Raw genomic sequence first — 21790 nt, forward strand, 5'->3', positions numbered from 1 at the left:
AAGCGCAATCATCAGCGACAGACTGCTCATAGGTCCTCGAAGACAGGTATCCACATGAATGAATCTCTGCCCGATGAGATTGCAGATCTTGAACAACTTGAAGTACTCTTAAGCAGACCAACACAAGGCGTCATCAATCGATGGGAATCGACTCCCGGGGATGTTCTGGTGCTTGGAGCCGGGGGAAAGATGGGCCCCTCGCTGACTCGAATGTTGCGACGAGCAACCCAGGACGTCGGATCGCCACGTCGCATCATCGCCGTCAGCAGGTTTTCCGATCAATCTCTTCCAGAACAGCTTCACAGCTGGGGAATCGAAACAATCTCCGGAGACTTGTTGGACGAGAACTTTATCGCCGGCCTTCCGGAGACTCCCAACGTCATCTTCATGACAGGAGCAAAATTCGGGACATCCGGCGATGCGTCTCGCACATGGGCGATGAACGTCTGGCTGCCGTCAGTTGTTTGCCAGCGATTCCCCAACAGCAGAATCGGAGCGTTCTCGACCGGCAACGTCTATCCGCTTGTCCCCGTGAACTCAGGTGGTTCGGTCGAAACCGATGACGTGAATCCGGTCGGCGAATACGGGATGTCGGCACTTGGTCGTGAACGGATGTTCGAATACTTTTCTCGCCGCAATCAATCTCCAACTCTCATTGCACGACTCAACTACGCCGTTGAAATGAGGTATGGCGTCCTCGTTGATCTCGCCAAACAAGTTCTGGAACAACATCCCTCCGAACTGACGATGGGATACGCAAACGTCATCTGGCAAGGCGATGCCAACGCCCTGTTCTTGCAAGCAATGGCCGAGGCAGAATCACCAGCGACCATTCTTAATATTGCCGGTTCATCAATCTTCTCAACTCATCAGGTCTGTCAGAGATTTGCGGAAGCATTCGGTCAAAGCTGGACACCTGCCGGAGAAGCACAACCGACCGCACTCTTAAACAATGGGTCGCTGGCTCATCAGAAGTACGGGGAACCGGAAGTCTCCCTCGATACGTTGATTCAATGGACCGCAAATTGGCTAAAACGAGATCTTCCAACTCATTCCAAGCCGACGCATTTTGAAGTTCGAGACGGAAAATTCTGAGCGATTCGTTCTCGATTCCAGATCCGTTCCACGCAGCCACTAATTAAGCTCTTGTCATGCAAATCTCCTCCCTTCGCCAACAACTCCTCAGCGGGCTTGTAATCCCTGCTCATCCGCTCGCCCTGAATTCGAAACGTCAACTGGACGAAAGATATCAACGAGCTCTCAGCCGCTATTACCTCGCAGCCGGAGCCGGTGGTTTAGCGGTCGGCGTACACACGACGCAGTTTGCGATTCACGACGAAAAAGTCGGGCTCTACAAACCTGTTCTCGAACTCGCTGCCGAAGAGATCAGCCGAAGTGGAATGACTGAGACCGTGCGAGTTGCGGGGATTGTCGGCAAAACACAACAAGCCACGAAAGAAGCGTCCATCGCACGCGAACTCGGCTATCACTGCGGACTCCTCAGCCTCTCTGCACTTCAGGGCAGCAGCGAGGCAGAAATACTCTCACATTGCCGCGCTGTCGCAGATGTACTTCCCGTGTTCGGCTTTTATCTTCAGGAAGGCATCGGCGGAATTTCTCTCTCCTACTCTTTCTGGAAAAAATTCGTCGAGATCGAAAACGTCGTCGCGATTAAAATTGCAGCATTCAATCGTTATCAAACGATCGATGTCGTGCGTGCACTTGCAGAATCTGGCCGTGAAGACATCGCACTTTATACCGGCAACGATGACACCATCGTCACCGACTTAATGACCTCGTACGAATTCTCAAACGCTTCCGAAGCCAAACCTCTTCAGTTCTCCGGAGGACTGCTCGGGCACTGGGCTGTCTGGACCAAGTCCGCTGTCGACCTGTTAAGCGAAATTAAATCCATCAAGAGGGAGGAAACGATTCCGTCTCGCTACCTGAAAATCGCGAATCAGGTCACGGACATGAACGCAGTCATCTTCGATGCTGCCAACGGTTTTCACGGGTGCATACCCGGTATCCTGGAAGTTCTCCGTCGGCAGGGACTCGTTCCCGGCTGCTGGTGTCTGGATGAAGCAGAAACGATGAGCAAGGGACAAGCTGCAGAAATCGACCGAATCTGCGCCGCCTATCCGCATCTCATCGACGACGAATTTGTTCAAGCACATCGCGATGAATGGTTAGATTAAATCAGCACAAGCGAGCGTGAATCACTGAAAAGTTTAGATTACGGCCGTCGCATTCTTCCTGGGTCGATCGCGTTTCCGAATTGGCGGATCAGGTCATCGAGTGGTCCGATGCCGGGTTGAGTTGTGGCCACAGGTTTCGCAACAGTTCCGTTGACCTGCACACGAATCCATTTGTTTCCGAGCGGCTGAATGATGTTTCTGAGAATCGGAACTTGATTATTCAGCTTCGAAGCAAACTGCAAGTTAACGAGTGAAGCAGAACCGGCTGCGTAGCCAACAGATCCACGTCCGGTCAGCCCTAATGCATCTCCGTTTAATTCGATATAGGAGAAGTCATACTTTCCGTTGTTGATGTCGAATTCCGCGTAGGCGTAGTCGAAGGCAGTGTTCCCGACTGGTCGAAAGTTCAGGAGTGCGAAGACCTGTGCGAAGGCCGGAAGTTCATAAATCGCAGCGGGGGAAATGTTCACCCAACCCTTGCCTTTCGTGGCGGTCATTGACGGGCCAATCCCTCGAAATTCCATCCACCCGTTGACCATTCCTTTAAGTCTTTGGGCTGTTTGAAACTGATCGGCAGCCCAGTCGGCAAGCTCAACATCTTTGATGCTCACTTCACCGCGGTACTGAATCAGTTCCGGCCGGGCAGCAAAGATCACTTCGGAATCGAGTCCGACCTGCCCTCGATAAATGCTCCCCTTGAGCGAAGAATCTCGATAGGGATTTGATTCAGCGTGGACGTGCTGTTTCTGATTCGAGACAGCCCGACCGACAATTGCTCGTTCGTCGGTGATAATCATTGGACTCGTCACATCTTTGAATGTCATTCCGAGCGCGGTGACGGAATCAAGTTCAAGATAGCCTTCCATGTAGAGATGACGACCGTCCCAGACACCACGCTGTACTTTCGCACGTCCGGTGACCCCGGTCATCGGAATACCCGCGTAAATGTCGTTGTTGTCGAGCGATGCAAAGAGTTCCCAGTCCGCCGTGACCACATCCGGCAGTGATGTCCACCCCTTGAGATCAGCTTGAATGTGCAAATCGACCGGCCCGCGCAGATCGAGACTCGCGAGCGAAATCGCGAGTTCAGACGGGAGAGCTTTGAGTAATTCCGTGTCGACCTTCAACTTCATCAAGTGCAGATCACCCATATGAATATGCCAGGCGACTGCAGAGTTCTCCGGGACATCGACGAACGCAGGGGATTCCGGTTTTGATCCATCAACGTGCAGATAGGTCTCTCCGTGCCAACCATTCAGTGAGTGAATCCGCAAGCGATTGCCATCGTACTCAAGTGCTCCGACGACATTCTCCCAGCGATACGGAAGATCGGCCGGCTTGAAAGCTCCGTCTCGCCATTGGATGCCCTGCAAGGTGATTTCTGGAGAGTCGCCGAGACGCCATCCGACTCGCACGCGATCCACATCGACCGTGCCTTTCAGGTCAATGTCTTTCCAGAGCTGCTCCAGATGAGGAGCACTGACACGGGATGCTTTCTCGAGATCAGCATCGATCGGAACGCGAACACAATTGAATTCGAGAGCAAACACCGGTGGTGAGAGTGTGAGGTCGAGTAACCCTCGCCCGCTGAGATGAGCATGTCCGTGTCTGGCTTTCAGGTTGTCGAATCGCCAGACCGGGGTTTCGACGGCGTCGTATTCGATCGTCCCCGAAAAGTCTTCCAGCTGATACGGAAACCCTTTGTAGTTGGCAGACGCCTGTTTGACCTCTGCATTCAGCTGCATCATGAACTTCGCGCCGGGAGTCGCAGCCTGGACGAACTTGGCGGTGACGTCGAGCACCCCTTCGAGTTGCATCGACTCAATTGCTTCTCGGGCGGCCTGCTGATTCTTCATCTGCAACGAATTCAACAACCGGTCGTCGATGGGAACACGTTCCGCGCGAATGACGAATTCGCTTCCTCCGGGACCTGTTGCATCGCTTTTGGTCCCGTTCAGAGTGACCGGCCGATCTCCCGCCATTCCCCGAAGGTTGAAATGGAACAGTCCCTGATCATGAGTCACTTCACCCTGAATCTGATCGATGGGATACTGGAAGTATTCGTGTTTGACCTGGCAATCGCGTGCTGTGAATTTGCGCAGCTTGAACGCCCAGTTTTCCCCAGCTTGTAACCTGGCGTCGAAGTCGAGATCGAAAACTCCTCGCGGATGAATCAAGTGATACAAACCGGCCATCGACTCCGGTAAGACCGTTTCGAGCCGCTCGTCGATCTGCAGATTCTGAGCTTTGATCGAAAAGTCTTTGCTCCAGTCATCGCCGAGACGCGATGCGAATCCGTCAACTGAGAGCGCGGCACTATTATTTCTGCCTTCGAAACGACGGACGACAATCTTGTCGGGAGTCAGTTCGAAGTGCCCACTGACATCGTACAACGGAACAGGCAACAGCAATTCAGAAATTTGCCCGTTGCGGAAATCGGAGGTCAACTCGTAGTCCAGCGGATGATCCGCCGAGAGTTGGCCAATCTCGAAGTGGAGGTTCAAGTCTGCTCTGAAGAGTGCACGCCGACTCGCCTGCTCGACCGTTTCGCCAACGAGCGCAAACTGGGAATCCCGTCCTTGCGGATTCATCCGGTCTTTCATCACGGGTGACTGACTTTGCAGTTCAGCCAGACGCCGTCCGACATCCGGGATTAACTGTGCGGCCTTTTCGATCAACGGACCATCAACGCGAACATCCCCCAAGTCACCCTGAAGGTTCCACTTCAGTGTTCTCAGGTCAAGATTCCCCGCCAGTTGCAGCGTCCCCAGCGATTCAACAGCCAGCGCCCCGGTGATGTCGAAGGCTTTCCAGGCAGTCGGAACAAGATTGGCCTCGACCACACGTCCATCAATTTGATGAATGATCCCGCCGGAGATCTGTTCGATTCCCAATCGAATCTGGCCGTTTCGAATGCGAATCTCAGGTGAGTACGTTTGCTCCGGGCTCGAGGTTGTGAATCCCGTCCAGGACCACATCCCCTCAGCACTTCTCATTACTTCGAGCACAGGCGATTCGAGTTCGACAGCCCGGACGACGATCGAATGAGAATCCTGAAGCGCGGTCGAGTCGATTTGAATATTGACTCGCGGAATTGAAACAAGACGAGCGCCGGTCACTTTGGACTGCAGCGTCAACTCGGAAATGACGACGCCAGAATCGGAAGCGAGTTCCGCAGCTTTGAAAGAAACATTGCAGGTCGGGAACATCCGAGAAAGGACGCCGTCCACAGTGGTGCGGATCAGGTCGTCTTTCATCGACCAAAAGTGGGCCGCTCCGTACCCCGCTGCGACCACACCGATCAACAGCAGAAACAGCATCCATTGCAGCGTTTCGCGGATTCCGTTCCAGCTCACAATTCTAGTCCGAGTTATTCTCCAATTTCGGTCGAGATTGTCCGGACCTGAATAAAACCGCCTCGATCCCCAAAGCTGTCATGACAAGCATCGGGTATTCCCCAGGCAGGCGATATCGCAGAGAACTGACAAAGACCAGGTGAATCAACATGAAGTAGAGTACCGGGCCGAGGCAAATGACCATAGACCAGTATTGGCCCCGATGAACCCACGCACCGTAGAGCGACAATGTAAAGACAGGCAAATAGAAAAAGCTGAGTAAAGCCTTGAGCGGCCAAGATTGAAACTGATCTGCGTTGGGCCACAGATTCCAGTATCGAACAAGCTTCAACCAGGACAAATGGGCAACCCGGAGAGGATCGGCAAAGATCAGTTCTCGAGATCGTTTTCGATACTCTTGGTCGACTTCGTATTCGGTCATTTCTCCTGCCAATCCATCATCATCGAAGAAACGCATGTCGCTTTCACCATTCGCTCCCGGTTGAACCCCATCATAGAGACTCGGTCCCATCCAAAAAGTTGTGAGCGTGAAGTGACCGGAGACTAGCTCGTTTCGAATGGCCCACGGTAACAGCGAAACGACCATTGCCAGAACAACAATGGCTGCCGATGCGATCGTTCGCACAGATGGTCTCAGCAAAACAATCATCGCTCCAGCTAACAACGGAGCAGCGAGAATCCAGCTTGGCTTCAGATACACTCCGATCCCAAACGCGATTCCCGCCCAAATCGCCTGTTGCAGGACCGCAGAGAGTGATGCTGATGGCGAAGAAATCAGTCGGCCTAGTCGTTCGCACGCGAGCGAGGCCAGCAGCAGCGCGACGCTGAACGTTGTTTCGGAAAGAATCAATCCGGAGAATCCGACAAACGTCGGCGACACTGCGGCAATCGCAGCAGCGATGAGCCCTGTCCGCTCGGTTCCGATTCGTTTTCCGAGCCAGTAAACAAGCAGGCAGGCCAACGTGGCAATGACTGCAAGCACGATGCGAACGGGCAGAAAGTGTTGTCCGAAAACCGCCATGATCGCAGCGAGCAGGACCGGAAACCCAGGCATTCGATGCACATATCGCGGCGGCGTGTGAATCGCGTAGTCTTCGCCTTCCACAATTTTCTGGCCAAGCTGCCAGTATCCCTCTGCGTCGCCAGCGATCAAAAATTGCTGACCTTTCGCGTCGAGTCGCTGTTGAAGCACAACCACTCCGCCCACGCGAAACACGAGAGCGACGAACAAAATCGCGATCAGCCAGCGACGATGAAGGACTTGCGACTCGATCATGCTGGGACAGTTTCCTCTGGTCGGTCTCCTTCCAAAAAGACTCGGTGCCAGTGTTCAAGACACACAAGATTCCACAATCGATACGAGTGATCCCAACGTCCGTTGAGGTGTTCGTCGATCATCAATTTCAGTGAGTCTGGTCGAAAGTAACCGCGATCGAGGCACCGGTCCGACAAAAGTGTCTCCTTCATCAACGATTTGAGTTCGTTGCGGAACCAGTGATCGATCGGAACTCCGAATCCCATTTTCGAGCGATTCTGAATTGATTCGGGAATCAGATCGGAGAAAGCATCGATGAGGATTTGCTTCCCCTTTCCGTTGGAATACTTCCACTCAATCGGCATTCGCGCAGCGAGTTCGACGACGTGATGGTCAAGAAATGGGCTGCGTGCTTCGAGGCTGTGACACATGCTCGCGATGTCCACTTTCGTCAGAATGTCACACGGGAGATACGTCATGACATCGACCGCGGTGGTTCGCGTGAGGAAGTCACGATTGGGAAATTCGGCGTAGGCATCATCGATGAAATCACCACTGTCGTAGCCGTTCAACGACTCTTGAAACTCCCGCGTGTAGAGATTGTGGCGGGAGTCTTCATCGAAGATCCCGATCCAGCGCAAGTACCGTCGCTCCGGAGACTGTCCCAGTGCGGCGATGAATCGCTTTGCACGACGACCGAGAGAACGTTGGCGGGTGGACGTCGGAATCTTCTGCCAGATCTTCGCTGCCAGAGCAGCCTTCACCGGACCCGGTAACCAATCAGCTTTGCCCGCCAGATCGACTGCTCGATATCGATGGTAACCTGCGAAGAGTTCGTCGCTGCCGTCGCCGGACAATGCGACGGTGACAATCTTTCGAGTCACTTCCGATAGTGCCATCGTCGGAATTGCAGAACTGTCGCTGAAGGGTTCGTCATAATGCCAGATCAGCGTCGATAACGTTTCCAGTGCCGACGGATCAACAAGAAACTCGTGATGTTCCGTTCCGAGAAACTTGGCCGCCTCACGAGCGTAAGCCCGCTCATCGTATTCATGGACCGGGAAGCCAATCGAGAACGTGTGAACCGGTTGCTCCGACAGTGACTGCATCAATCCTGCAATGATCGTCGAGTCGATCCCTCCGGACAAAAACGCCCCGAGCGGGACATCCGATCGCATTCTCAAGCGAACCGCTTCAGTCAACGTGCTGCGAAGCTCTTCCAATGCTTCAGCGCGTGCTGTCGGTGTCGCTTCGATCAGATCGTCGTAAGGTGGCTTCCAGTACCGTTCGACGGTCAATTCATTCCGCTCATAAACAGCGATGGAAGCTGGAGGAAGCTTCTGAAAGCCAGTGAGTATTGATGTCGGATGCGGGATGTATTGATAGGTCAGATAGAGATCAATGGCCTGCCGATTAACTTGCAGAGGAATTCCCGGGACCTGAAGAATTGCTTTCAGTTCACTCGCGAATAAGAGTCGACCCGATTCTTGACGGTAGAATAACGGCTTCTGACCGAGCCGGTCTCGCGCGAGGAGCAGCCGCTCGCGGGATTCATCCCAAACTGCGAAGACGAACATGCCTCGCATTTTGTCGACGCACCGAACCCCGTACTCCTCATACAGGTGGACGATCACTTCCGTATCCGAGTCAGTCCGGAACACGTGCCCCTGTTGAATCAATTCCTTCCGGAGTTCCCGGTAGTTGTAGATCTCCCCATTGAACGAAACCCAGACGGTTCCATCTTCGTTCGACAGCGGCTGCCGTCCGCCGCTCAGGTCAATGATCGAGAGTCGTCGATGCCCGAGTGCGGCAGATGCGGATAGTGTTTCGTTTCTGTTTTCCTCGGTCGCCGAAAAGTAGACGCCGTAGTCGTCCGGACCGCGATGACGGATCGCATGGAGCATTTTCTCCAGATGACTTTGACTCAAGGGCTCCGAGTTGGCGGACCAGACTCCGCCCGCGATTCCACACATAACCGATCACTTCCCAAGTCTCTGAATTCTGTCGAAGAATCGTAGTCGATGCACAGCCAATTCTGACAGTTTGAAACTGGAGTTCTCGTTCGAAAACAGATTTCGCCTCGATGGGCGAGCGAAGATGAACTCGCTAGATGGGTTTCGGGTCACTTTCCGAAGCTTGAGGAAGCTCATCATCGGTCGAGTCTTCGTCGTCGAGTTCGAACTCTTCGACAAGTTCCTGACGCCGCCTCGCCACCTGGCGATCGAACTCAGAGAGCACATCGCGAGCTTTATCACGGGAGGTCACAAGACCAATGATAAGGTATTGCGTGATCGCCATCGCATAACAGACCCAACCTACGGTGCCGCCCATGATGGCTGCCATAATCGCGAGAACCGGTGACGATCGATTCAGATGCTGGCAGACGAGACCTCGAAGTATCGGCCGAAATTGATCAGACACATTCCCGATCAGACCTCGCCCTTTCACCCATTTCGGGCGGGGAGGACCGGGATGGACGATGGCGAACAGTTCCTGATCCGGCATCGACTCGACCACTCCGATTGCCAGCAAAAGTCGGCCAGCGGTCACCCACCAGTGATCGAGTGTGAAATTGAACTTCAGATCAAGCCACGATCCCAGCCACAATTCGACATTCTTAGTTGCAAAAAAGAGAAGCAACGAGCTGCGAAACCACTGTTCGACGTCCTTTTCGAACTCATCGTCCCATTCCTTGGAGCGGGCGACTTTCTTTCGCAATACGCGAAGCATGGGAATTGCCAACATCCCGATGATCAGCCGTGTTGCAGGTCGGATCACTGGAGCCAGGATCTGTCGAAGCAACCAGTTCGGGGGATATGGCATCACTGCCCTCAATCATCGATTCTCAAACCTGGGACGAGCCCTGCCGCTGTTGTGCAAACGATAGCTTCCCAACCGCTTCCGCGAAGAGCAAATCAATCGTTGCGAATCGGTTCCAATTCAGGATTTCACCGGTCTTGACGGTCAATCCGGCATGCCCTAGTCTCGCGTCTCAAACAGGTCTTTCAAAAACAACATTTCACAAGCGCAGGAATGGTCCATCCAACTGCAAAAACTCACTTTAGGAACTTAAGCCATGGCTGATCTTATCGCTCCACACGGCGGCCTTTCGGAGCCCGTTTGCTGCACAGTCGCAGCTGCTGACATTGACTCTTTCAAAGCAGAAGCAGCCTCCCTTCCAAAGGTTCCTGTCTCCGCCGCTGACTTGTCGACCGTGTACCGATTTGCCGACGGGACTCTCAGTCCTCTCACCGGTCCAATGAACAAGGAGACCTACGACAGAGTGCTGAGTGAATCTGTCATTGTCAATGATGGTAAGAAGTACGCCTGGACAATTCCAATCGCGTTTCCTGTGACCAGCGAACTCGCCGCGAGCCTGAAAGCGGGAACAAAAGTCGCCCTCACAAACCCAGAAGGTGAAATCGTTGCAACCCTCGACGTCAACGACGTCTATGAGTGGGACAAGCAAGCTTACATTTCTTCTGTCTACCTGACCGATCGAACTGATCATCCCGGCGCCGACATGGTTCTCAAAGGAACCGACGCCGACAAGACGCACCTCATCGGCGGAGAAATCCGAGCACTGCCACAGCCTAAGAATCCACACTTCGGCCAGTACGTTCTCACACCACGCGAAGTCCGCAAACTGATCGGCGAAACCGGTTGGGACGCAGTTGTCGCCTTCCAGACACGAAACCCACTTCACCGCGCCCACGAGTACGCCCTCGTTTACGCTCTCGAAGTTCTTCTGAAGGAAGGCAAGAACGCAGGTGCTGTTCTGAACCCGCTGATCGGCGAAACCAAGGGCGACGACGTCAACGCCGAAATCCGAATGAAGACTTACGAGAAGCTCATCAGCGAACGAGCTCTCGGCGATGGCGACAGCGATCCAGAACTCTGGGGAAGCCGCGACGATTCCGTTCCGGACCGCGTTAAGCTCCTCGGGCTGGACATCAAAATGTTCTACGGTGGCCCCAAAGAAGCCATCATGCACGCCATCTACCGCCAGAACATGGGCTACACAAACATCGTCATCGGACGAAAGCACGCCGACGTTCCGTTCGCAGACGGCACAGCCATCTGGGGTGATTTCGATGCTCACGAAATCTTTGACAAGCTCGACGGCGAACTGCTGATTGAACCGGTCAAAGTCGGTTTCGCTGCGTACTACGAATCGATGGGACGCGTCGACCTGATGGAGAATCACTCCGACGAAAAGCCGGTCTTCATCTCCGGAAAAGACGTGCGAGCCACTCTCCAGAAAGGCGAACTCGTCGACCCACGCATCATGCGAGAAACAACTTCTCGCATCCTTGCTGAAGCGATGAAGCAGTAGTCGCCCCTCACAACGACGCAGTGAACATGTCCGACACAAAGCACACGAAGACGATTCTTCTGCTGGGTGTCGGACATACTCATGCGCACATTGTCAGAAACTGGAAACGCAATCCAATTCCTCAAACGAAACTCGTCTGCGTCTCCAACTTTCCAACGACGGTTTACTCCGGAATGCTCCCGGGTGTGTTGGCTGGACAGTTTCCGCTTCGAGCTGCGGAGATCGATCTTCAGCGTCTTTGCGACTGGGCTGGAGTGGAACTGGTCATCGGGAACGTCACACATCGCAGCGGTCGCCAGCTCATCCTTGCTGATGGAACGACGATCGCCTTCGACGTGCTCTCCGTCGGGATCGGATCAATTCCTTCAACCCGAGGAATCGAGATCGCCCACCCTGCCTGCTTGTCGATTAAGCCAATGCAGGACTTCACGAAACGCTTCGGCGAGCGTCTCGATCGGCTTCGATTCCAGAATCGCTCCGAACCAATCAAGGTCTCCATCATCGGGGGAGGGATGGCGGGATGCGAAATCGCTCTTTGCCTGCAGGCTCGGCTTTCGCAGACAGCTACAGAGATTCCTTTTGAGCTGAAACTCATCCACGACGCCGAGAACATCCTGCAATCGGAGCCATCCCGATTTCGTCGCCGCGTCAGCAAAGAATTGAAGTCGAGAAACATTCACCTGACGACCGGTCACCGCGTCCGGGAAATCTCGATTGGAGCACTGCATCTGGAAGACGGTTCGACGATCCCGAACGATCTTGCCATTCTCGCTTCCGGTGCTGCCCCTCCGCCACTCCTCAGTCAACTCGAACTTCCTCGAGACGACAACGGTTTTCTCCTCACCGATGATTCGCTGCAATCAACTTCTGGCGAGCCAGTATTCGCTGTCGGAGATTCCGGGTCGATTCAGCACAAATCAGTTCCGAAAGCTGGCGTTTATGCGGTCAGACAGGGTCCCATTTTGTGGGACAACCTCCAGCGATTGATGGATGGTAAGACGCCGAAGAAGTTCGAACCGCAAGAGAATTTCTTGAAGCTGATGAACTTCGGCAATAGATCAGCAGCGGGAGTGTGGCGAGGTTTTTCGTTCCAGGGTGCATGGGCGTTGCACTTGAAGAATTGGATCGACCGAAGCTTCGTTCAAAAGTATCAACCTTCGGACAAGAGTTAATCACTCCTGGACAAAGCGACCTCATGGTGCCGAAGCACGAGTTCAGCTCGTTACAGAAGAGTGACAACTTTCCCCGAGTTTACATGCCCAAACCGACTTCGCTCAGGACACCAGTCCCCACGGTTCCATCGGTGATTTCGAACATGCTCGGGTATTGATGCTCCCAAACATGATTCGCACTTGGGCAATATTGGCGACTGTTGCCTTCGATGGCTGCCACGGTTGGGAACCGGGCTGCCAGGCTTGCTGAGTGCAGGAACGAATACCCGGGACAGGTAAGATCTTGAACGCACAGAAACATCTCAAACTTCTGAGCGGCCGCAGCTGCGAACAAGGCTTCCGTGTGCCCTTTGCAAGCTTTGAGAGCAACGCCGCTGTATCCGAGATCTCTCGCGAGCAGAAGCGATTCATAGTCGACGAGCGACTCATCGATGACTACCGGCTTGAGCTTCGCCGCTTCATGCATTTTGTTTTCTGGATGGTCCGCCAAGTTCCGATTCGTCGGTTGTTCCAGGTATTGAATTCGATCGTACGCCTGCGGAGCCGCCTCGCGCACTCGGTTCAAGAATCCTAAGACGTAATCGACGTTTTCACATTTCTCATTGAAGTCGACTGAGTAAAACCACTCGTTACAACCGCGTGCAGCCTGAGCTTCGGAGGTGATGCGATCGACGTCCAGAACACGATTCACATCCCAATCTAGATTGTCACCGTTCAATTTAATCTTCAGGTGACTCAGACCATCGGCAGCGATCCATTCCGGAAGTGTTTCTGGCAAACCATCGTCGATTCGCTTCTCGATGTCCGCATCGGTCAACGGATCGAGCGCACCGACAAGGTGATAAAGCGGCAACCGTTCCTTCGGCTCCCGAAGCGTATAGCGATCGAGATATTCGCCCTTAAATTGTTCGTCGAGGTACTCGGAAAGATCCCGACTCATGAACTCTTTCGAGAGCATGTTGTACGAGTTGCGATCATGGACCTTTCCGAACGCATCGTGCAGAGCGGCATCGAGCGGACTGGCTGCGACCAGCTGCGCCAAATCAGGCACAGGTTCGTCCAGCCCATGAAGTTCGGCGACAACTTTTGCCTGATGAAAGTATTCAGCCGAAACGTGATAGATCAGATCGATCGGATGGCCGAATTCGTCGAGTGAGTCCGTCAGCCGGACGACTCGCGTTGCGAAGGCTTCCATCGCTGCTTCGGCCTGCTCCGCGGTGACCACGCTGGACGGCCACGCCCAGACGTTTCCAATCGGCATGCTCCCCAGCCCGATTGCATGATTTCCCGCCCGGTCCTCAACGGTGACCTGGACATTGATCACGCGATGCTTGTCCATGACTCGCCCACCGAATTTCAGTGGCGTCCGAAATGGAAATTCTTCTGTGGTGAGGATCGCGTCAACGACACGGATGTCGGTCGATTTGCTCATGGGAGGAAAGGAATTCAGTCTTTGAAATTTTCCGGAGAGACCAATGAGTTTTCCACTTCGAGCACGCTGTCCTTGCTAATCCACTCGTCAAAACTAGACGACATGATTTTCGTCCAGCCTGCTCGTGCGACTTCACAAAGACCACTTCAAGAATGCTCTCGAACAAGTGGCGAACCCAGATGTTCAGTGACCGCCATATGTTAGCCCACACATTCGGGAAACTGCAAACCATGTTGATGCATCAGCATGCATCAAACGAGTATTTCAGATCACTGACATTAGAAAGAAGCCAAACATCGGTCCGCTCATCGAGGTTGCGAAAGTTTGACTGTCAGCTGATTGTCTCGAAGCGGAGTACATCCAGCGTTCAATCATCCCTCGGATTTGCCCAGTCACCTGCTCAGCTCACGAAGTTCTTGGCTCTGTTCGGACCGATTATCGATAAATACCACCAAGCAAGTAACCGCGCAGCGCCAAACTGCTCGAGACCACCTTCGTTCGGCAAAACGAAGATTCACCGAAGTGTGTGGAAAACGAGTTGTTTCAGTTTGAGCGGAAGAGAAAGACGACAAGCTCTCACCGGTCAAGCGTGGCGTGGATGACCTTGTGATGGGAGAGGCTTGCAACGCGAACAGGATCCGAGTCAGAAATTCGGTCAATCTGATTCGCTTAGGCTGCAAGCGGCAGCATCGCTTCAATCAACAAGGGAAAGACCAATCGCTTTCCATGTCGATCTCCAGAACTCCTGCGAAGCAGATTATCCCTTGCGATGGCGAATCTTAGCTCGCATCCGTCGCTTTTTTCGTCCCAGCTTCCGACGTCCTTTTCCAGATTTCTTAACACCCATGCTTCGACTGTCCCTTTCAAGACAAAGTTCAATCAGTTTTGATCAACAACTCAGCGTGCCAAGTTCGCTACTGGCTCACCGAATGTTCGACACATCCCGATGAGCAGAGTGCGGTTGCACCGGCAAACGCCGAATCGTCAAGGATAATCAAAGAATTCCCCCATCACAACTGATAACTGCAAAAACTCGAAGTCAATCCCCCCCTTGAAATCGGGTCATTCCAATGACAAGGATTCTCGAGACCCAACGAAAACAGGGGCTGATGAATCGAAAAATCATCCGTCACAGCTAGTAAACGACAGCCATCCGGATGTCTGGATCGAGGATCACGTCGGCAAGAATGGCCTCAGAGTTGTTTTGGTTAAGAATTGAACCTCGACCTGACTTGCAATGTCTTTCAATGACGACTAGAAATCGCGTTCGCGTTTTTGAGAGGTCAGGTAGCTCAGTTGGTAGAGCACAGGATTGAAAATCCTGGTGTCGGCGGTTCGACCCCGCCCCTGACCACTTTTCAAATTCCTCATCACTTTGTTGATGAGGAGTTTTTTTGTTTCGGGCATCTCTTCGACAGGCTGGGCTTCAATGAGGTGGGACTTATCGCCGCCCCCAATAGGCTAATCAATCGGCACGATCGATTTCCTTGTTCGCAGTGAGCAAAATGGGTTGGTGAGACTTTCGGGGCGGAAGCCGAGCCTGAATGAGAACACAAAAACTGTGAATTCTGTCCAACCCGATTTTCGCATGTAACTGTGTCGCCACCTCTTAAGATCACTCGGCGAAGAAACGGTTCAGCCTTGCGAACAACGCACAAGCACGCGATGATGTGTTCTTCACGAATTGTGAGGTAATGAGGTCGCGAATGAGAGTGATTCACTCCAGAATTGGGCAATTGTTGACATGTGTGACGATCTTCGTCGGGGCAATCAGCGGCGAAGGAATCGCTAATGATCAAGCTGTTGCGAGCCAAGCAGAAAGTGAGCTTCGTGTTTCGCGTGGCCTCGAACTCCTCTTCGATTTTCGTCCGTCAGAAGATGGGTTACTGACCAATCGCGTGCAGGCTGTCAGTGGGATCGACTCTGAATTTCACGTCCCGGAAACTGTTCAGCAAGTGGACGGCGCGATTATCTTTCATCGACCAACCGCATTGGTCATTGAAGGCGGAAACAAACAACTCGCGAGCACGTTTCAACGAACGAATGGGCTGACCATTGAAGCCTGGATTCGTCCCGAAAACACCAAGCAGTCCGGACCCGCGAGGATCTTTTCTTTCTCGCGAGACTCCAGCAATCGCAATTTCACGCTTGGACAGGATGGGGACAAGTTCGATGTTCGCTTGCGATCAACGCAAACGAGCTCAAACGGATTGCCGTCTGTTTCATCCAAATCCGGGACAGCGTCAACCAACTTGACTCATGTCGTCTTCACACGAAACCGCTCCGGGAAAGCCCGACTTTACGTCGACGGAAAATTGAACGTTGAAAAGGAAATCGGCGGAGCGTTCACGAATTGGGATGAGTCGTACCGGTTAATCCTTGGTGATGAACATGGCGGCGGCCGACAATGGCTGGGTGGACTGCACTTGGTCGCACTTTACAGTCGAGCGCTGTCAGATCACGAAGTCGAACTCAACTTCCGTGCTGATCCGGATGCTTCGTCATCCATGACTGATTCACACGCTGAAGTTGACGAACGTGCCCTCTTTTTCGAAAGGAAAATTGCTCCCCTTCTCGCACATCATTGCCTGGAGTGTCACGATGCTGCCAAGAGTGAAGGAGGGCTCGATCTCTCGCGAAAATCGGCTGCTCTGGGCGGAGGAGATTCGGGACTGGCGATTGTCTCCAATGACCTGCACAAAAGTCTTCTTTGGGAACGCGTCAAAAACGACGAGATGCCGGAAGACCGACCGCCGCTCAACGAAGAACAAAAGCAACACCTGAAAGAGTGGATCAACAGCGGCGCTGTCTTCTCACTGGACGTCATCGACCCGGTGATCTTTGCACATTCAGCTGGCGAATCCCAGCACTGGGTTCGGCGACTGACTCAATCCGAATACATCGCCTCAGTGCGAGTTGCGACCGGAGTCGACATCTCAGACGTCGCTGGGCAAGTCCTTCCGAAAGACTTTCGTGCGGATGGATTTTCGAACACCGCTTACAACCTGACTGTCGACCTCAAACATGTTGAGGCTTACGCGAACCTTGCGGAAGAAGTCGTCTCGAGAATGGATGTGGTTCAGTTTGCGGATCAGTTTGCGAAGAATCATCTCCTGATTGATGACAACATGCGTGAGTTCATTTCACGGATGGGCAAATGGGTGTTGCGCGGACCGCTCGACGAAGAAGAAGTTGCTGTCTATCGAGGTATTACGACCACCGTCGCCAGTGCCGGCGGAGACTTCGATGATGCTGCCTCTTTCGTGCTGGAAGCAATGCTTCAGTCTCCGCGATTCCTTTACCGTATCGAAAACCAACGCGGGAACGGACGAGCGCTGCCGGTTGACAGGTACGAACTCGCCAACCGCATCAGTTACACAATTTGGGGATCTCCGCCGGATCAGAAACTCTTCGACGCTGCGGAATCGGGAGCGTTGTTCGATCCAGAAGAACTCGATCGACAAATCAATCGCATGCTCGCTGACCCTAAAGCAGTTTCGCGTTCCCAAGAGTTCGTTTCAGAATGGCTGAATCTCGGACGACTGCAAAACCTGCAACCGAATCCAGAAAAGTTCCCCGACTGGGACCCGGCCATCGCTGACGACATGCAGGCGGAAACGCTGAAATTCTTCAAAGAAATCGTTTGGGAACAAAACCGGCCACTTGCGGACCTGCTCAACGCACAAGTGACATTCTTGACACCCGAGCTGGCACGTCACTACGGAATGGCGCACGACGGTGACGCCCCCCTATCAAAGCGTGATTTGTCAGACGTTCCTGAACGTGGCGGATTGCTAACTCAGGGAAGCATCCTCACGATCGGGGGAGATAATGCGTCAATGGTGACTCGCGGGCTGTTTGTGCTTCACGACTTGCTACGCGGAATTGTGAAAGATCCGCCGCCATGTGTCGATACGACGCCGGTTCCGACTCGAGAGGGACTGACGCAGCGCGGAATCGCTCTCGAAAGAATCTCAAACCATGCGTGCGGCGGATGCCATCAGCGTTTTGAACCACTCGCTTTCGGACTTGAAAAGTTCGACGGGCTGGGGACATTCCATCAGAACGATGAATACGGCAATCCATTGCGGGAAGATGGCGAGTTTCTCATTCCGGGACACAGCGAATCCGTTGAGTACGCAACTTCTGCAGAATTAATGGACCTGCTCGCACAGAGCGAACGAGTCAAAGAAAGCCTGACTTGGAAGCTGGTCCAGTTCTCGCTGGGCCGTCCTCTGACTGCAGCAGACGCCAAAACGGTGCAGTCCATTCATAGCACAGCCATGTCTCAAGGCGGAACATATCAATCGACAGTGCATGCACTGATCAAGAGTGATCTCATCCAACTGACTCAAACCGAGGCCGACGAATGACCAGCAGAAAAGTCAGCAGAAGAACTGTCCTGAAAGGTGTGGGGTCCGTCGTTATCGGTCTGCCCATGCTCGAAGAGATGATCGCCCCGGTGTCGGCTCACGCAGCTTCGACGGCGGAAGCTCCGATTCGAGCCTTCAACGTTTTCTTCGGTCTCGGCATTCCGGCACCTCTTCAAACGGAAGGGTTTGACGGAGTTCTCGAACCACTCAAGCCGTTGTCCGACAAGCTTCTGATCATGCGCAACGTCGATCAGGTTCGTTGCGATCAGTCGGGGATCAACGCTCACTTCGATGGAGCTTCCGGAGCCTTCACCGCGACACCGCCGAATGGAGAAGCCAAAGCAGGCGGAGCCTCGATCGATCAAATCGTGCGGGCGACTCACTATCAACAAGGCCTTCCGAAGGGCATGGTCCCGTCGCTGGTTGCGGGCACGTTTTTTCGGCGCAGCCGCGTCAGTCGGTACGTTCACAGCTACAACGAAGACGGAACCGTCGCTGCGACAATTCAGGAAAAGCCTCGCGATCTGTTCGAACGAGTTTTCGGAACGATCTCCATCGGTGACGACACCAAAGACGCAGCCCGCATGCGATTGAAACGGAGCGTACTCGATTCCGTCGTCGATCAGTACAAGTACTATTCGAGCCAAAATTCACCGCTGGGTTCAGCCTCCAGAACTCGCGTGAGAGATCACCTCGACAGAATTCGTGAATATGAGCAGAGAGCTTACGAACTCGCTGCGATCTCTCAAGATGCTCCGCCGCTGCCGCCGCGCTCGGAAATTGCCCACGGTGGAAAAGCTGATCCCGGCGGAGAGGGCATCGACATGACTCTCGAAGCTTTGACGAGAGAATGGCGTCTGCTCGCGGATTTGTACGCACTCTCCATTCAGTGCGACCGCGCCAGATTCGGAGCCATCACATTTCTGGCTGCGGGCGAACGTTTGCGCATGACCGGCGACTACACTTACGATGGCCAGCATCGATACACCTTCAACGACTCGAACGAATTGAAGGCGTCGGGATCAAAAGGTTGTAGCCATGAGTGGTGGCACAAGTTCGATGAGAAGAAGAAGAACGAACAACTTCGCGCTCATGCTCACATGAAGATGCGCGAAGTTGCTTACTTCCTTCAGAAACTCGACGACAAAGACTCGATTGATGCAAATGGAAAATCGATTCTTGAGAACTCGATGATCACGATCTCGACCGAATCGGGTGATGGTCGTCACAACAACGTGAAGCGTGAATTGTCCGGAGTCTTTCACGCGATCACCGGGGCCAATGGTCGCTTCAAGACCGGGGAGATTATGGACGTCGGAGCAGAAGGGATCGACGTTTACAACTCGATGCTGGAAGCAATGGGATCTGAGAAGCATCTCGGACCAGTTGCTCGAGAACGACTGGCAGTGGACAAAATTCGCGCCTGATCCGGAAGCCACTCGACAGTCGAGTAATTTTCAACCTGAAGGTGAGGTTGACTAGTCTTCGACCTGAGGGTGAGCGCGAAGCTGAAAGACATTCTGGCAGCGTTTGCAGCGTACGAACTTTCCGAGTGCGTTCTGCCGGACTTTGTAAGATGCACGGCAGGCGGGACACTCGACTCTGATCACGTCAGGATAGTCGTGCTCTGACAGCGTGTTCATCGAAGGAGTCGTTTCGGCCTGCGGTTTCGGGAAGTCCCTCGCAGTTTTCTTACTGCTCGCTTCGGTTGTTTCCGTTTCGCTAACAGGCTCATCGTCGAGTGAAAACGACACCGAATCCGTGGGGATTCCCTGCGGATTCGACTTCAACCAGTCAACTGCTTCGGTATTGACTGCATTCGTCTCGCTAAGTTCACGAAACTGGAGCAGCTGGCCAACGCATGTCACGACTGACAAAAGACTTCCGTGTTCATTCCAACGAAGATCGACGTGAAGTGTGTCACCTTTGACGTTCGGATGAAAAATGGGTGTCAAAATGCGGCACTTTGGAGGAACTCGCGGGTAGTTTCTCGAAAGCGAAATCTCCACGATCTGTCGATCGACGGGAACAATTTCTCCATCGACACGGGCCAAACTGTTGAGGAGATAGGAAATCCTGTAGAGCTCGGGTGGGTCGCCTTCAACCTCTACCAATTGGAGATTGGAGTGACGGTTGACGTACTGTTGGATCGCCTCGTAATCAGCGAGCAGCCTCCGATGTCGAACAGTACTCATGGAACAGTGCTTGTCTTTCGAACAACCTGCAAAATTGCAGACCAGTCAGTCTCGAAGTGAGCACCGAAAGTCCCAAAATTCTGCAAGCAATCATCAAGGTGTAAGTTCTACGGCAGCGAATGCCTTCCGTATTCTACGGTTTGAACGACACTCGCATCGCCGAAATACGATGGGACGGTGTCTTTTTACCGACATCGCATCATTTTAGTGAACGTGCATGATTCTGCACGTGCCAGAATCGATCAACCTCAAGCTGTCGTTTCTCTTCAAAAACTTGTTGACTCCATCCGTTTCATCCCGTCTGTCTGTCACTCGCAGTCTCAACATCCACGAAAGTGTCTTCACACAAACTCTTTGAGTTCACTCGGTTCAGAGCAACACTCTCTATCGTCGGGCACTCTCAGTCTTCTTCAGTAAGAACTCGAAATCGAATTCGTTCCTTCCCTTCAAACAGGCAGGAATTCCGCAGAAGCAAGTTCGACAGTCAATTCGTTCTGGGCGGTGCAGGCGACTTCTGCGCAGGCAATTCAGAATCGAAGGACTGAGTGCTGGAATCGATCGCTTTCGAATTCTACCAGCGTCGGTCCTGAAGCAGCGTAAAATTCTGAGCACACAGCATGCCAAAGAGAATCGCCGGATAGTAATCCTTGATTGTGAAGAATCCCAAAGCCACGGTTCCTGCAACAATGGCCCCGATCGTGGCAGCAATCTGAATCCCACGCAAAGGTGATATCCAAAGGCAAACTTCCTGACTCACTCGTCCCCCGTCGAGGGGAAGGACCGGCAAAAGATTGAGCAGCCCCCACCACAGGTTGACGAACAGCATCTGCATAATTGTGAAGTCGATCAGGCGGGCGGATTCTTCACTCAAATTGTGAGCGAACGGGTAGTAAAAGAACCTTCCAAAAGCCAGCGTCAAACCGAATAGTGCGAACCCTGCAAACGGTCCCGCGAGAGAAATTGTGATTGATTTGAATCGAGTAAAGTCACCCCGACGTGGTTCAAAGAATGCAAGTCCTCCAAACTGATACAAGAGCACTCGGGGAGGATAGCCAAATCTCATCGCGACCAGTGCATGACCAAATTCATGGACCATGATCGAGACGAAGACGACCGACATCCATGCGATCAAATATCCGACACCGATTTTCACTGATTCGAACCCGAGAATCGCAGCCATCGCCCAGAACCAGGGTGAGACACGAACAGGAACCCCCAACAGTTCGAATCGCAGGTCGTACTCGGTAGGCTCAATGGAACCGAACATCTCAAACCCCTTACCAGCCTGCAATTGAATTCTCGGAGGACAAATCGGCCAGTCCTGTGATTTGCCCGTAAGACTGAGTCACGTGAAATTGAATAACCGCTCAAATAACGAAAGCCCTACGATCCGCATCAACAATCGCAGCATTCACGAAATGCATAGGGCAACGCGAGCAGAGTAGCACGAAAAAGTTGCCCCGATCAGCTTTC

The 21790-nt window shown here is 53.1% G+C and carries 13 protein-coding genes and 1 tRNA gene; 7 read left to right on the forward strand and 7 right to left on the reverse strand.

Annotated features, from left to right (window positions below; translation table 11 throughout):
* Window positions 1-54: 54 nt before the first annotated feature.
* Together AB1L42_RS12185 and AB1L42_RS12190 are read left to right on the forward strand one after the other, a co-directional pair.
* Window positions 55-1095, forward strand: a complete 1041-nt coding sequence (locus AB1L42_RS12185) for an NAD(P)-dependent oxidoreductase (protein ID WP_367055468.1) — start codon at window positions 55-57, stop codon at window positions 1093-1095.
* Between the two features lie 56 nt (window positions 1096-1151).
* Window positions 1152-2198: a dihydrodipicolinate synthase family protein gene (locus AB1L42_RS12190; RefSeq protein ID WP_367055470.1), complete on the forward strand. Its 1047-nt coding sequence runs from the start codon at window positions 1152-1154 to the stop codon at window positions 2196-2198.
* A gap of 38 nt (window positions 2199-2236) precedes the next feature.
* Here AB1L42_RS12190 and AB1L42_RS12195 read toward each other — a convergent pair whose 3' ends face one another.
* The 4 genes from AB1L42_RS12195 to AB1L42_RS12210 form a co-directional block, all read right to left on the reverse strand.
* Window positions 2237-5554, reverse strand: a complete 3318-nt coding sequence (locus AB1L42_RS12195) for a hypothetical protein (protein ID WP_367055473.1) — start codon at window positions 5552-5554, stop codon at window positions 2237-2239.
* A gap of 4 nt (window positions 5555-5558) precedes the next feature.
* The gene (locus AB1L42_RS12200; RefSeq protein WP_367055475.1) at window positions 5559-6830 is read right to left on the reverse strand and encodes a glycosyltransferase family 39 protein; all 1272 of its coding nucleotides are present in this window, start codon (window positions 6828-6830) and stop codon (window positions 5559-5561) included.
* Entirely contained in the window at window positions 6827-8782 is a 1956-nt protein-coding gene (asnB, locus tag AB1L42_RS12205; protein ID WP_367055477.1) for an asparagine synthase (glutamine-hydrolyzing), read from the reverse strand. Before asnB ends, AB1L42_RS12200 begins: the two co-directional genes overlap by 4 nt.
* Before the next feature lie 133 nt (window positions 8783-8915).
* Window positions 8916-9632, reverse strand: coding sequence for a DNA topoisomerase I (locus tag AB1L42_RS12210; protein WP_367055480.1), 717 nt, complete (start codon window positions 9630-9632; stop codon window positions 8916-8918).
* A 253-nt stretch (window positions 9633-9885) separates the two neighbouring features.
* Here AB1L42_RS12210 and AB1L42_RS12215 point away from each other — a divergent pair, with 253 nt between their 5' ends.
* Both AB1L42_RS12215 and AB1L42_RS12220 read left to right on the forward strand, forming a co-directional pair.
* Window positions 9886-11145 (forward strand): sulfate adenylyltransferase, encoded by a 1260-nt coding sequence (locus AB1L42_RS12215; RefSeq protein ID WP_367055483.1) that lies wholly within the window; start codon window positions 9886-9888, stop codon window positions 11143-11145.
* Window positions 11146-11171: 26 nt separating this feature from the next.
* Complete coding sequence (locus AB1L42_RS12220; protein WP_367055486.1) at window positions 11172-12317, forward strand: FAD-dependent oxidoreductase; 1146 nt, start codon at window positions 11172-11174, stop codon at window positions 12315-12317.
* 79 nt (window positions 12318-12396) lie between these two features.
* Here the strand turns inward: AB1L42_RS12220 and AB1L42_RS12225 are convergent, their stop codons facing one another.
* Window positions 12397-13749 (reverse strand): enolase C-terminal domain-like protein, encoded by a 1353-nt coding sequence (locus tag AB1L42_RS12225; protein ID WP_367055489.1) that lies wholly within the window; start codon window positions 13747-13749, stop codon window positions 12397-12399.
* A 1281-nt stretch (window positions 13750-15030) separates the two neighbouring features.
* Here AB1L42_RS12225 and AB1L42_RS12230 point away from each other — a divergent pair.
* The 3 genes from AB1L42_RS12230 (at window position 15031) to AB1L42_RS12240 (ending at window position 19549) form a co-directional block, all read left to right on the forward strand.
* A tRNA-Phe gene (locus AB1L42_RS12230) sits at window positions 15031-15103 on the forward strand.
* A 352-nt stretch (window positions 15104-15455) separates the two neighbouring features.
* Window positions 15456-18122, forward strand: a complete 2667-nt coding sequence (locus tag AB1L42_RS12235) for a DUF1592 domain-containing protein (protein WP_367055492.1) — start codon at window positions 15456-15458, stop codon at window positions 18120-18122.
* Window positions 18119-19549 (forward strand): DUF1552 domain-containing protein, encoded by a 1431-nt coding sequence (locus tag AB1L42_RS12240; RefSeq protein ID WP_367055495.1) that lies wholly within the window; start codon window positions 18119-18121, stop codon window positions 19547-19549. Before AB1L42_RS12235 ends, AB1L42_RS12240 begins: the two co-directional genes overlap by 4 nt.
* Before the next feature lie 51 nt (window positions 19550-19600).
* On the opposite strand, the gene AB1L42_RS12245 is transcribed toward AB1L42_RS12240, so the two are convergent.
* Together AB1L42_RS12245 and AB1L42_RS12250 are read right to left on the reverse strand one after the other, a co-directional pair.
* Window positions 19601-20317, reverse strand: coding sequence for a ubiquitin-conjugating enzyme E2 (locus tag AB1L42_RS12245; RefSeq protein WP_367055498.1), 717 nt, complete (start codon window positions 20315-20317; stop codon window positions 19601-19603).
* A gap of 571 nt (window positions 20318-20888) precedes the next feature.
* Window positions 20889-21584 (reverse strand): site-2 protease family protein, encoded by a 696-nt coding sequence (locus AB1L42_RS12250; RefSeq protein WP_367055501.1) that lies wholly within the window; start codon window positions 21582-21584, stop codon window positions 20889-20891.
* Between the last annotated feature and the right edge of the window lie 206 nt (window positions 21585-21790).

Source organism: Thalassoglobus sp. JC818 (assembly GCF_040717535.1).
In the GTDB taxonomy this organism is placed as follows: Bacteria; Planctomycetota; Planctomycetia; order Planctomycetales; family Planctomycetaceae; genus Thalassoglobus.